The following is a 12,880-nucleotide window of genomic DNA, read 5'->3' as shown; positions in this document are numbered from 1 at the left end:
AGCGAGCTGGCCGCGTACACCGCCACCGGTTTTCCGTCCAAAGGGGGGTGTGGGGGCTGAGCCTCCTCGGGGGTCTGGGGGCTTGCCCCCAGGGAGGACGGTGGGTGTGGGGGCTGAGCCTCCTCGGGGGTCTGGGGGCTTGCCCCCAGGGAGGACGGTGGGTGTGGGGGCTGAGCCTCCTCGGGGGTCTGGGGGCTTGCCCCCAGAGGAATTGTGGTCGGGACCGCGACGACGAGGAACTCGCCGGGCTCGCCGTCCGCCGTCGCGGTCACGGTCTCCACCAGTGGGCCGGGGGAGGGCCAGGCGGACAGCAGCGGCGGCCGGCCGCGCAACTCGGGGCTCGCCGCCAGCACCTGCCCGCCGCGGTCCACCACCTGCACCAGCCGGTTGTCCACTGTGGACGAGACGGCGCCGGCCGCGACCAGCGCGGCGGTGTCCGAAGCCCGCTGCCGCGCCGCATTCTCCGCGCCCGCCAGCAGGTTCTCCTCGACCAGCGCCAGCACGATGGCCGATCCGGCCACCAGCCCCACGGCGACGATCAGCACCGCGAGCGCGGTCAGCCGCACCCGGATGGTGAGCCGCCCGAGTGCGATGAAGGCGGCCTTCCTCGCACTGGGCGTGAGAAAGGCCCCCTTCATCGCACCTCCTCAGCCACCATCGGGGTCGAGCCGGTAGCCGGCGCCGCGCACGGTGCCGATCGCGCGCCGGCCGAACGGCAGGTCGATCTTGCGCCGGAGGTAGCCGATGTAGACCTCGAGCACGTTGGACTCCTCGCCCAGCGCCAGGTCCCACACCTCGTCCAGCGCCTGGCGCTTCGTGATCACCTTGCCGGCGCGGGACATCAGCAGCTCCAGCAGGGTGAACTCGCGCGGCGTCAGCTCGATCGGGACCGCGCCGCGGGTGCACCGCCGGGCCGCGCGGTCCAGCACGAGGTCGCCGGCGGTCAGCGTGGTCGCCACCCGCGGACCGCTGCGCCGCAGCAGCGCGTGCAGCCGGGCCAGCAGCACCCGGTAGGAGAACGGCTTGGCCAGGAAGTCGTCCGCGCCGGTGTGGAACGCGCTGAGCTGGTCACGCTCCCCGTTGCGCGCGGTCAGCACCAGCACCGGCGTGCTCACCCCGGCCCGCCGCAGCCGCGCGCACACGTCGAGCCCGGCGAGTCCGGGCAGCATCAGGTCCAGCACGATCACGTCGAACGGCCGGCTGAGGCACGTGTCCAGGGCGACCAACCCGTCGGCCACCTTCTCCACGGCGAACCCGTCCTGCCGCAGCCCGTCGGTCAGCGCCCCGGCCAGCGCCGGCTCATCCTCGACGACGAGCACCCGCGGGGCGGTGTTCATTTGCTCGCTCCGCTCGCGTGAGCGGGCCTTGACGCGGTGTCTTCCCTCCTGCGCTGCTCGGTCCCTCGCTGGCGCTCGGGACCTGCGCTGCTCGTCCGGGAAGACACCGCCGGCCCGCTCGGTCCTTGACCTCTCACCGGGCCTCCCGACCGAGCTCGCCGCCGGGCGAACCGACCGGGCCGGAGCCGGCGATCACGCCCTCGTTCAGGAGGACCATGAGCCCGCAGATCCGCTCCACCTCGGCCACCCGGGGCGTGGTGAGCAGCACGGTCGCGCCGCGCTCGGTGCCGATGCGCCGCACGAGGTCCAGCATCCTCCCGGCCGCGGCCGGGTCCAAGCCGGCTGCCGGATCGTCGAGCAACAGCACGGACGGCTCGTTCACCAGGGCCCGGCCCAGGGCGAGCCGCTGGTCCAGGTCCCGGCCGTAGCCGGCGATCCGGGCCGACGCGTGCGCGGTCAGGCCCACCTCGTCGAGCAGCCGGTCGGCCAGCCGCGACGCGTCCCGCCGCCGCGTGCCGAACAGCCGGGCCTGGTACGTCAGGAACTCGTGGCCGGTCAGGTGCCCGGGATGGCGGGCACCGCCCAGCAGCACACCGGCCTTGCGGCGGATCTCCTCGGGCCGGCTGGACGGCACGCCGGCGATCGAGAACGAGCCGCAGGTCGGCGCCAGCAGGGTGCTCAGCAGCCGGACGAGCGTGGTCTTCCCGGCGCCGGGCGGGCCGAGCACGCCGAGGATCTCTCCGCTGTGGACGGTCAGGTCGAGGTCGCCGACCGCCGTCCGGTGGCCGAACCGCCGGCACAGGCCGACCGTCTCGATGGCCGGCCGGTGCCCGTTGGTCGCCGGCAGCCGGGGGTTCGGCACGGCGCCGGGCTGCGGCTCGGCGAGCTCCAGCGCCGGGTCGGAGCACAGGATCGCGGTTTCCAGCTGCTTGAGCGGAGCCTCCGGCTCCAGGCCGAGCTCGTCGATCATCCGGTTGCGGGCGAGCTGGTAGGCGCGCAACGCCTCCGGCGCGCGGCCGGCGCGGTGCAGCGCCAGCATGAGCTGGCCGAGCAGGCGCTGCCGGTACGGGTGCTGGCGGACCAGTTCGGCCAGCTCGTCCACCACGATCCGGTGCCGGCCCAGCCGCAGCTCCGCGTCCAGGCAGTCCTCCAGCGCGAGCAGCCGGGTCTCCTCCAGGCCCGCGCAGAGCCGGTCGACCACCTCGGGCCCGGCCACGTCGGCCAGCGGCGGGCCCAGCCACAGGCCCAGCGCCCGCCGGTACAGCACCACCTTCTCCGCGTCGCCGGCGCACGCCCGTGCCTGCGTGACGAGCGCCCGGAATCGGTGCGTGTCGACGCACATCGGATCGGCCTGCAACACGTACGCCGATCCCCGGGTCAGAATCCGAATACCGCCGCCGCCGTTTTCTTCCTCAGCCAGTGCCGCGCGCAGTTGCGAAATGCGAACATGAATCGCGTGTTGCGCGGTCGGTGGGGGCGCGTGCGGCCAGGTCAGATCCACCAGCCGCTCCATCGGGACCAGTTGGTTAATTTGCAACGCCAGTACGGCCAGCAGAAACCGCTGCTTGGGCGGCCCGAGGTCGACGCGGTGCTGCATCGACCAGGCCTCGACGGCACCGAGTAAACGAAAGTCCACGACACGTCCCCCTCCGACGGGTCGTTCGCGCTTACCCGGTAAATCTCCCCTAGTGGTTGTTTTGTTTCGGCTGTCAATTTCTTGGCCCGCCGAAGCGCAGGTACAGCGACGGGGTGACGAACAGGTTCAGCAGCGTCGAGGTGACCAGTCCGCCAATGATCACAATGGCCATCGGGTGCTCGATCTCGTGCCCCGGCAGGCTGCCGGCGACCGCGAGCGGAACCAGGGCCAGCGTCGCGGCGAGCGAGGTCATCAGGATCGGCGCCAGCCGCTCCCGGGCGCCCTGCAGCACCAGCTCCCGGCCGAACGTCACCCCCTCCTCCCGCTCCAGATGCTGGAAATGGTTGACCATCAGGATTCCGTTGCGTGCGGCGATGCCGAGCACGGTGAAGAACCCGACCAGCGAGCCCAGCGAGAGGACGCCGCCGGCGAGGTAGGCCGCCAGCACCCCGCCCACCAGCGCCATCGGCAGCGTGAGCAGCACCAGCAGGGCCAGCCGCCAGCTGTTGAACGCCGTGGCCAGAATGAACAGGATGCCGAGCAGCGCGATGCCGGCGAAGAGCAGCAGCCGGTTCTGCGCGGCCTGCGCCTCCTTGTACTCGCCGATCAGCTGCGCGTGGTAGCCGGTCGGGAAGTCGACCGTGGCGAGCCGCCGCTGTACCTCGGCCGCGATGTCGCCCAGCGCCCTGCCTTTGGCGATGTTGGCACCGACGTCGATCCGCCGCGACCCGTTCTCCCGCAGCACCTGGTTGGGCGTGGGGATGATCTTGACGTCGGCCAGCTCGCCGACCGGGACCTTGCGTCCGTCGTAGGAGTCCATCAGCAGGTTGCGCACGGCCTCCACGCTGTTGCGGGCCGAGGGCACGCTCCACACGTGCAGCTCGGTGTTCTTGCCGTTGCGCCAGATGTCCCCGGCCTCCTCGCTGGTGATGAACGCGGCCGCGGTCCGCCGCACGTCACCGGGTTTGATCCCGTACTGCGAGGCCTTGGCCAGATCCACCTCGACGTTGACCTGAGGCACCGTGGTCTGCAGCGTCACGTGGGTGTCCAGCACCCCGTCGATGCCGCCGATCAGGTCCTTGACCTGGTCGCCCTTCTCGCGGAGCGTCGTCAGGTCGTCGCCGAACAGCCGGACCACGATGGGCTCGCTGGCGCCGGAGAGCACCTCCTCGGTGCGCTCCTTGAGGTAGGTCTGCACGTCGGTCTGCAGACCCGGGTAGCCCTCCACCACCTCGCGGATCTTGGCCACCGTCTCGTCGTAGTCGACGTCCGGGTCGATGCTGATCCAGTTCTCCCCGGCGTTCATGCCCACGATCTCGTCGGCCAGCGTGCCCTGCCCGATGTGCGCGCCGAAGTTGCGCACCCCGGGGATCTCCCGCAGCTCCTTGCTCACCTGGGTGGTGATCCGCACCATCTCCGCCCGGGAGGTGCCGGGCTGGGTGATCCAGTGCATCAGGAAGTCCCGCTCCTTGAACGCGGGGAACAGGTCCTGCCCGAGCAGCGGCACCACGGCGATCCCGGCGACCAGGACGACGCCGACGGTCGCGTACGCCACCTTGGCCCGCGGGATGATGCGGGCGAGCAACGCGGTGTAGCCCCGCTGCAGCCAGCGCACCAGCGGTGAGGAGCGCCGCTCGATCTTCGCCCGGCGCAGCAGGATCAGCGCGAGCGCCGGGATGACGGTCAGCGCGACCAGCAGCGAGGCCAGGATCGCCAGGCCGTAGGCGAGGATCAGCGGCCGGAAGAACGAGCCGGTGAGGCTGGCCAGCAGGAACACCGGGACGGTGGACATCAGGATGATCGCGGTCGCGTGCACGATGGGTCCGCGCACCTCGAGGGACGCCTCGAGGATGATCGACGCGGTGGACCGGTCGCCGCCCTCCTGGCGGTGCTGGCGTATCCGCCGCACGATGTTCTCGATGTCGATGATCGCGTCGTCGACCAGGACCCCCAGGGAGATCACCAGCCCGGCCAGGATCATCGTGTTGATGGTGGCCCCCGTCCAGTCCAGCACCAGTGCCGCGGCCACCAGGGACAGCGGGATGGTGATGGTGCTGATCAGGGCGACCCGCCACTCGAACAGGAAGAAGATCAGGATCAGCACCACGAGGACGAACCCGAGGACCAGCGCCCGGCTGAGGTTCTGGACGGCGTTCTCGATGAAGGTGGCGGGCCGGAAGATCTCGGTGTCCACCTTGATCCCCTGCAGGCCCGGTGCGAACTCCTTGAGCGCCTCCTCGACCCCGTGGGTCACGTCGAGGGTGTTGGCCCACGGCAGCTTCTCGATGATCATCATGATGCCGAGGCCGTCGTCGATCACCGCGTCCCCGCCGAGCAGGGTCGGCGGCATGATGTCGTCCCGGATCTCGGCGACGTCCTTGAGGTACACCGCCGGGCGGCCGGTTCCCACGGCGATCGGGATCTCGGCCAGTTGCTGGCCGGACAGCTGGGGCAGTTGGTGCTGCACCTGGAGGCGCTGGTTCGCCGTGTCCACCCAGCCGCCGGTGCCGATCTCGAATCCGCCGCGGAACTTGAGCTGACCCACGTCGATGGCGTCCCCGGCGGCGTCGATCACCTCGGCCATGGTGACGTTGTGCTGCTTCATCTTCTCCGGGTCGACCAGCGCCTGCTTGACGTGCCAGCGGTCGCCCCAGATGGCCGCGTTGGCCACCCCCGGCACCCGCATCAGGCGCGGCCGGATCGTCCAGTACGCCTGCAACGCCATGTCGACCAGGGCGCCGTCGGACTTGTCCGGCTGGGACAGTCCGATCTTCATCACCCGGCTGGTGGAGGACAGCGGCTGGATCATGAACGGCGGGTTGGCCCAGCGGGGCAGCCTGGGGGTGATCGCAGTGAGGCGCTCCTGGATCAGCAGCCGGACCTTCATCAGGTCGATGCCCTGGTCGAAGATCATGATGATCGACGAGAGCTGGGTGACGGACTTGGACCGCATGGCCGACAGGCCCTCGATCCCGGCGAGCCCCTGCTCCATCGGGACGGTGACCAGCTCCTCCACATCGCGCGCGGACAGGCCGCTGCACAGCGTCTGGATCTCCACCTGCGGGGGCGCGAACTCGGGGAAGGCGTCGACCGGCATGTCGCGGATCTGCAGGACGCCGAAGAACATCAGCATCGAGGCCCCGACGACGACGAGTGCCCGAAACCTCAGGCTCGTGCCAATGATCCAGCGCATCATGATTGCGGCCCCTATGTCCTCAGTGGACGGTTACTCTTCGCTGACCCCGATCTCGGCGCCGTACAGCTCGACGGCGCCGATCGTCACGACCGTCGTGCCCACCGCCGGGCCCTCGGACAGGAACGCCTCGGTTCCGTCGGCCCCACCCACGTTCGCCACCACGACCTTCTCCCGGACATAGGTGCGCGGCGTGGTGACCGTGTAGACCCAGGCGGAGCCGTCCGGGGTGTAGAACACCGCCGAGTACGGCACGGACCTGCCCTGCTGGACCGCGGCAGCCGCAACCGTCTCGACACCGAGCCGCTTCTCCGCATGCTCGGACAGCGTCACGCTCTTGACGTCCTTGCCGGCTACCGCCTCGACCTTCGCCGGCGACTCCTCAGCACCGGACGCCGGGCCGCTGGACTCGTTCGAGCCGCAGCCGGTCAGGCCCAGCCCCAACGTGATCAGGGCCGCCGCCAGCCATGGGGTCCGTCGGTCATGACCGCGCATCGCCGGCCACCTCCTTGTGGGTCCCTGCGAACCGCAGGTAGAGAACGGGAAGCACGAACAGGTTCACCACGGCCGTGGTGACCAGGCCGCCGAGGACGATCCAGGCCAGCGGCACGACGGTCTCCAGGCCCGCGACGGTGCCGAAGAACACCATCGGGATCAGGGCCAGCCCGGTCGCCAGCAGCGCCGTCACGCCCGGAGCGAACCGTTGCCGGGCGCCGGCCACCACGAGCTCCTCGCCGGCCGGCCGGCTGCTTCCATCGCTCGCCGGCGTAGCGCCAGTCTGTTCGAGCCGCTGGTAAAGCCTGATCTGCAGGATGCCGCCCCGAACGGCCACGGCGAGCACGGTGAGCAGGCCCAGCAGCGCGACCACCGACACGCTGTTTCTGGCGAGCACGGCCACCAGCGCACCGCCGGCCAGCGCGACCGGGATCAGCAGGAAGTACAGCGCCGCCAGCCGCCACCCGACGCCGGCCTGCAGCAGGAAGAAGATCAGGATCGCGGCGCCGACGGCGTACGTCCACACCCGGAGGTCGGTGGCGGCCGCGGCCGCGCTGTCGCCGAGCACCTCCAGGTGGTGCTCGCGCGGGAACGTGACGTTCCTGAGCCGGTCCTTGACCTCGCCGGTGACCGCGGAGAGGCTCCGCCCGCGGACGTTGGCGACCACGTCGAGGCTGCGGGACACCTGGTCATGCCAGATCATCTCCGGTTTCGGCACGACCTGGACGTCGGCCAGGTCGGACAGCTTCACCTGGGTCGGTGTGCCGCCCGGTCCACCGACCGGTGCGTCGATCAGCAGGTTCTTGATCGTGTCCACGTTCTGCCGCACCTCGGGGACGCCCCACACCACGACCTGAAACACCTTCTGGTCGTGGAACAGGTTGCCGGCGACGATGGCGGCGACCAGGGTGGCCGACTGGCGGCGCACCTCACCGGGCTTGAGCCCGTACCTGGCGGCCTTCTCGACCGACACCTCGATCTGCACCGTCGGCGCGATCTGCGCCGTGTTCACCCGTGGCTCCGTCACCCCGGAGACTCCCCGGATGATGCCGAGCACCTCCTGGGCCTTGCTGTTGAGCACGTCGTAGTTGTTGCCGTAGACGCGCACGACCAGGTCCTGCGCCGCGCCCCGGGTCGACACCTCCCGGATCCGCTTGTCCGAGTAGGTGGACACGTCGCTGCGCACGCCCGGGTAGCCGTCCACCACGTGCTGGACCGCGGCGATGGTCTTGTCGTAGTCGGCTCCGGGATCGATGGAGAGCCACACCTCGCCCGAGTTGATGTTGACCACCTGGTCGGAGGCGAGGGCCCGGCCGGAGTGTGCGCCGACGTTGCGCACCCCGGGTGTGCCGCGTAGCTCGCCGGTGAGCGCGGCCGTGATCCGGTCCATCTCCTGGCGGGACGTGCCGGGCGCGGTTTCCCAGGAGATCAGCAGGTCGCGCTCGTGCAGCGTCGGGGACAGCGGCCGCGCGCCGAGGAAGGGCAGCGCCGCGGCGGCCGCCACCACCAGGATGGCGGCGATCGCGTAGGACCAGCTGCGCCGGCGGAGCAGGCGGGGCAGCAGCCGCGCGTAGGCCCGCTCCAGCCGGTCGGCAAGCGGGGCCGGTCGGTGCCGCAGCGACTCCCGGGACAGCACCAGGGTGGCGAGCGCGGGTGCGACCGTCACCGCGACCACCAGCGAGGCCGCGGTGGCCACCAGGAACGCCGTGGCGACCGGCGTGAGGAACGCGCCGCGGACCCCGTCCAGGATGAAGATCGGCACCACCGAGACCGCCGCGATCGCGGCCGCCAGGATCAGCGGGCCGCGCATCTCGATGACCGCCGACCGGATCACGTCCGGCACCGGTGCCGCGGACTGGGTTTCGTGGCGTTCCCGAAGCCGCTGCCGAACGTTGTCCACGCCGGCCACGGCGTCGTCGACGACCACGGCCAGCGCCATCACCAGCCCGGCCAGCGACATCAGGTTGAGCGGGATTCCGAACCAGGACAGCACGAGCACGGTGACGGCCACCGACGCGGCGATCGTCACCACGCTGACCAGCGCCGTGCGCCAGTTGAAGAGCATGGCGCCCAGAACCAGCAGCAGCAGGATCGCGCCGATGATCAGCGTGGTGCTGAGATTGCCGACCATCTTCTCCACGAACGAGGCCGGCCGGTAGATGCTCGTGTCGACCTGAACGCCGGACAGGCCCGGCTTCAACTCGTCCAGGGCCGCCTCCACGTTCTTCGTCACCTCGGAGACCGAGCTGCCGGGGAAGCGCTCCACCACCAGCATGAGGCTGGGAGCGTCGTTGACCACGGCGTCCCCGATGAGGAGCTGGTTGTCCTGGACGATCGAGGTCACGTCGCCGAGGTGCAGACCCCGGTCCTCGGCTCCCTCGATCGTCACCTTGCCCAGTTCCGCCGGCGTCTGGATCGGCTGGTTGTGCTGGACCTCGATGCGCTGGTTGGACGTGTCGACGAAGCCGCCGAGCCCGGGTGTGGACGCCTCGACGAACGTCAGCGGCGAGGACCACAGCGCGTTCGCCGAGGTGCGCAGCACCTGGTCCAGCGTGACGCCGTTGCGCATCAGCCTGGACGGATCGACCTGAACCTGCAGCTGCTGGTCCCGGAACCCCCAGATGGCCACGTTCGCCACGCCCGGCACGCTGAGCAGGCGCGGCGCGATCGTCCAGCGGGACAGCAGCGACATGTCGATCAGCGACTTGTCCTTGGAGGACAGCCCGATCATCATCAGCCGGCCGGTGGAGCTCAGCGGCTGGACCACGAGCGGGGGCCGCGACGAGGCCTGGGGGAGGGCGGGGGCCATGGTCAGCCGCTCCTGCACCACCTGTCGGGCGCGGATCGGGTCGGTGCCCGGCTCGAACGTCATCTCCATCGAGGTGAGCCCCGGAATGGTGCGCGACTCGAGCTTCGCCAGCCATGGAATACCGTTGAAGAACTCGTTCTCGATGGGGTTGGTGATGAGGTTCTCCACCTCCTCCGCGGACAGCCCGAGCGCCTCCACCTGGACGTCCACCCGCACCGGGCCGAACTCGGGCAGCGCCTCCACGGAGGTGTCCCGGAGCAGCACGAACCCGAATGCCATGAGCGCGACCGCAATGGCCAGCACCAGCCGGCGGTATTTTTGGCTTGACCCCACGATCCATCGCAGCATTGCCGAAGAATGACGGGCACGGGTCATAGCGGGCTCACAGCCGCTCACAGCCCGCTCAATGAGCCGCTTGATTACGCCGTTCGGCGGCGCACCCGATAGCGAATGGCGGCCGCGCCGATCCCGAGGATGAGCGGGACCGCAATGGCCACCGGAAGAACTCCACCGGCATTGAGATTACGTTTCTGTCCCACGTCGACCCGGGTTGATGCGCTCGGAACCAGCGGACCGGAATTGGGCAGCAGCACGACGTAAACGTGGAAACTTCCCGCGTTCACCGCCTGCAGATCCCAGGTCAGCGTGACATCCTGACCGGGTTGCAACGCGTCCACCCGCTGCGTCACCTCGGCCGACCAGTCCTCCAGGTCGACATAGCCGCCGTCGACGCTGGCCACGTTGACATGCGCGAGCATCGGCGCGCTCGGCGCGCTGCCGCGGTTCAGGATCCGCGACTCGAGCGTCAGCACCCGCCCCACGCTGGTGGTGACGTGGGACTGGTCCAGCGTGATCTCCATCCCGGCATCCTGCGCCGCCGCGACGCCCTGCGGCAGGGCCAGCGCGGTGATGACGATCGCCGCCGCGCACCACCTTCTCATGATCCGTTCACCCCTCCGATGAGCCGGACGAACCGCGGCCCGACCGCCACCAGCAGCCCACCGGCGACCAGCAACGCGACCACCGGCGAGATGAGATACGACAGGTCCCGGGTCCAGTCGTGCCCTTTCACCAGAACGGCGCTGAGGTACGTCGTCGCCGAGCCCAGCGGGTTGACCCGGGTGATCGCGTCCCCGATCCAGCTCGTCGGCATCGGCGGCAACTGCGCCGGCGCGAACAGCGCGAGCAGGACGAGAAAACTCACCGCCAAACTCGCCTTGTTCGAATTCGACACCGCACTCACCAGCAACCCGAACGCCGCCAGCGCCACCGCCAGCACCGTCCCCACGGCCACCCCGAGCACCAGCGCCTTACCCACCAGCTCGACCCCGCGCCCCAGCACCCAGAGATAAGGAATTCCCACCAGAAACGCCGCCCCCCACAAACTCAACGCCGCGGTCAGCTTCCCGACCAAAATCCCGCGCCGCGACATCGGGGTGAGAAGGAGACTCTCCAACGTCCCCCGCTCCCGCTCCCCACTCACCGCGTCGGCACTGACCAGCAACGTGACCAGCACCCCCACCGTCACCGCGACCTGCAGCGTCAGGTTCACCGCCTCCCGCTGCTCAAGAAAGTTCAGCACCTGATTCGTCCCCGCCAGATAACTGATCACACTCAGCAGCACGCTGTAGGCGAACAGCAGCACCGGCCCCCGCCCACTCACCCACAGATCCCGGCTCTCCTGCACCGCGACCACCCGCCAACTCGGCCCCTTTGTCATCGCGGCTCCCCTCGCGTCAACGCCAGGAAAGCGTCGTCCAACCGCGCCCCATCCACCTCGAACGCCAACACCGGCACCCGCGCCGCCAGCACCGCGGCAAGCGCGGTGTTCGTGTCCCCCGCCCCCGCCACCCTGACGGTGATGACGTCCGGCCGCTCCCGCGTCACCTCACAACTCACCCCGCTGACGTCGTCGAGCACCTCCCGCGCCCGTTCCACAAGTCCGGGCGGCACCCGCAACCGCCCCGACCGCTGCACCGCCACCGCCCTCGTCACCTCGTCGACGGTCCCCGAAACCACCACCTTCCCGCCGTCCAGAATCAGCACCCGCGAACACACCTGCTCCACCTCATGCAACATATGCGTGCTCAACACCACCGTCGCCCCCCGCTCACCGGCGATGCGCCTGACAATCCCCAACATCTGCCGCTGCCCCGCTGGATCCAGCCCCAACGTAGGCTCATCCAGAAGCACGACATCCGGGTCGTTCACCATCGCCCGCGCCACCCCCAACCGCTGCCGCATCCCCCGGCTGTACGTCGAGATCCGCGACCCCGCCCTTTCGGCCAGGTCCACGCCCGCGATCAGCTTCCCGGCCAACTCCGCCGCCGCCCGCCGTTCCACCCCAAAGAGCCGCGCGTGATACACCAGGTAGTCGGTGCCGGTCACATACCCGGGATAACCCGAACTCTCCGGCAACACCCCCACCCGCCGCCGAATCCGCGCCGGCTCGGTCGACTCCACCCCCGCCACCGCAAACCGTCCGTCCGTAGGCTTGAGCACGGTGCTCAGCAGCCGGATCGTGGTCGTCTTCCCCGCCCCGTTCGGCCCCAACAACCCCACCACCTCGCCCGGCCGCGCGGTGAAACTCAGCCCGTCCACCGCGACCCGGCGGCCGAACACCTTCGTGAGCCCCTCGACCTCCAACGCACCCACCATGTCCCCAGTGGACCAGCGCGCCATGAGAAGTCGATAAGAACGAGGTTCGGGGCCTGGGTCGTCTAGTTCTGGTTCGGCTCAAGGTGCTGCATTTCGGGGGTGTTGGTTGGGTGCTGTAGTTCGGGGTGGCCGCGGCGCGCATTGTGCGGGGTCGCCCCTCCGGCCTCAAGGGCGCCTGCGGCGTCGGCTTCGCCGATCGCGGCCAGACGCCTCGAGGTGCGCTGTTGGTAGAGGTTGGCCGCGACCCTTGACCCCCGGAGCCTCTGCGACCCCTGGGCAGCGCCAAAGCGCGGGCAGGGCGGTCGCCCTGCCCCTGCCCGCGCGCGCCGCGGCAGCCGAGGAGAAGGCGCGCAGCCGGCGGGTGTTTGCACCATGGGGTGCGGGAGGCGTGCAGGTGTGAGGGGCCGGATTGGCCGGAAGCCTGGCTATAAGTGCTGGGTGTGGAGGGTGTTGCGGCGGGGTGTGCGGGTGTGGTCGAGCCAGCTTGGGGGCAGGAAGTGGGGGAGTCCGTTGATCATGCGGATGTCCCAGTGGGAGTGGTGGATCACCCGGTGATGGCGGCGACATAGCAGCACCAAGTTGTGCAGGTCCGTAGGTCCTCCGTCTTTCCAATGGATCACGTGGTGGGCGTCGGTCCAGCGGGGTGGGAGGTGGCAGCTCGGGAAGGCGCATCCCCGGTCTCGGGCGATCAGCGCGCGGCGCTGGTGGGGTTTGACGAGGCGGTGTTTGCGGCCCAGGTCCAGCGGGACGGA

Annotated in this window: 9 protein-coding genes and 1 pseudogene; all 10 read right to left on the bottom strand. The window is 70.0% G+C overall.

Features of this window, described 5'->3' with window-relative positions:
- Positions 1-638 (bottom strand): annotated as a pseudogene (locus VGR06_RS05245) (hypothetical protein); the annotation flags it as partial.
- Positions 639-647: 9 nt separating this feature from the next.
- Positions 648-1,337, bottom strand: a complete 690-nt coding sequence (locus VGR06_RS05240; protein WP_327557808.1) for a response regulator transcription factor — start codon at positions 1,335-1,337, stop codon at positions 648-650.
- Positions 1,338-1,470: 133 nt separating this feature from the next.
- Positions 1,471-2,973, bottom strand: a complete 1,503-nt coding sequence (locus VGR06_RS05235) for a BTAD domain-containing putative transcriptional regulator (protein ID WP_327557807.1) — start codon at positions 2,971-2,973, stop codon at positions 1,471-1,473.
- A 73-nt stretch (positions 2,974-3,046) separates the two neighbouring features.
- The gene (locus tag VGR06_RS05230) at positions 3,047-6,169 is read right to left on the bottom strand and encodes an efflux RND transporter permease subunit (RefSeq protein WP_327557806.1); all 3,123 of its coding nucleotides are present in this window, start codon (positions 6,167-6,169) and stop codon (positions 3,047-3,049) included.
- Positions 6,170-6,199: 30 nt separating this feature from the next.
- Entirely contained in the window at positions 6,200-6,661 is a 462-nt protein-coding gene (locus VGR06_RS05225) for a hypothetical protein (RefSeq protein WP_327557805.1), read from the bottom strand.
- Complete coding sequence (locus VGR06_RS05220; RefSeq protein ID WP_327557804.1) at positions 6,648-9,818, bottom strand: efflux RND transporter permease subunit; 3,171 nt, start codon at positions 9,816-9,818, stop codon at positions 6,648-6,650. Before VGR06_RS05220 ends, VGR06_RS05225 begins: the two co-directional genes overlap by 14 nt.
- 71 nt (positions 9,819-9,889) lie before the next feature.
- Positions 9,890-10,411, bottom strand: a complete 522-nt coding sequence (locus VGR06_RS05215; RefSeq protein ID WP_327557803.1) for a hypothetical protein — start codon at positions 10,409-10,411, stop codon at positions 9,890-9,892.
- Positions 10,408-11,190 (bottom strand): ABC transporter permease, encoded by a 783-nt coding sequence (locus tag VGR06_RS05210; protein ID WP_327557802.1) that lies wholly within the window; start codon positions 11,188-11,190, stop codon positions 10,408-10,410. Before VGR06_RS05210 ends, VGR06_RS05215 begins: the two co-directional genes overlap by 4 nt.
- Positions 11,187-12,128 (bottom strand): ABC transporter ATP-binding protein, encoded by a 942-nt coding sequence (locus tag VGR06_RS05205; protein WP_327557801.1) that lies wholly within the window; start codon positions 12,126-12,128, stop codon positions 11,187-11,189. The genes VGR06_RS05210 and VGR06_RS05205 overlap by 4 nt, the downstream gene beginning before the upstream one ends.
- A gap of 425 nt (positions 12,129-12,553) precedes the next feature.
- On the bottom strand, positions 12,554-12,880 hold a 327-nt coding region (locus VGR06_RS05200; RefSeq protein WP_327557800.1), incomplete at its 5' end, for an HNH endonuclease signature motif containing protein.

It is taken from the genome of Actinophytocola sp. (assembly GCF_036002505.1).
GTDB lineage: Bacteria > Actinomycetota > Actinomycetes > Mycobacteriales > Pseudonocardiaceae > DASYTH01.
This window is presented reverse-complemented; position numbering and strand designations above follow the sequence as displayed.

Coding starts and splice junctions, on each gene's coding strand:
- VGR06_RS05225 (WP_327557805.1), bottom strand. CDS start 6,661: ATGCGCGGTCATGACCGACGGACCCCATGGCTGGCGGCGGCCCTGATC.
- VGR06_RS05210 (WP_327557802.1), bottom strand. CDS start 11,190: ATGACAAAGGGGCCGAGTTGGCGGGTGGTCGCGGTGCAGGAGAGCCGG.
- VGR06_RS05205 (WP_327557801.1), bottom strand. CDS start 12,128: ATGGTGGGTGCGTTGGAGGTCGAGGGGCTCACGAAGGTGTTCGGCCGC.
- VGR06_RS05240 (WP_327557808.1), bottom strand. CDS start 1,337: ATGAACACCGCCCCGCGGGTGCTCGTCGTCGAGGATGAGCCGGCGCTG.
- VGR06_RS05230 (WP_327557806.1), bottom strand. CDS start 6,169: ATGATGCGCTGGATCATTGGCACGAGCCTGAGGTTTCGGGCACTCGTC.
- VGR06_RS05220 (WP_327557804.1), bottom strand. CDS start 9,818: ATGCTGCGATGGATCGTGGGGTCAAGCCAAAAATACCGCCGGCTGGTG.
- VGR06_RS05215 (WP_327557803.1), bottom strand. CDS start 10,411: ATGAGAAGGTGGTGCGCGGCGGCGATCGTCATCACCGCGCTGGCCCTG.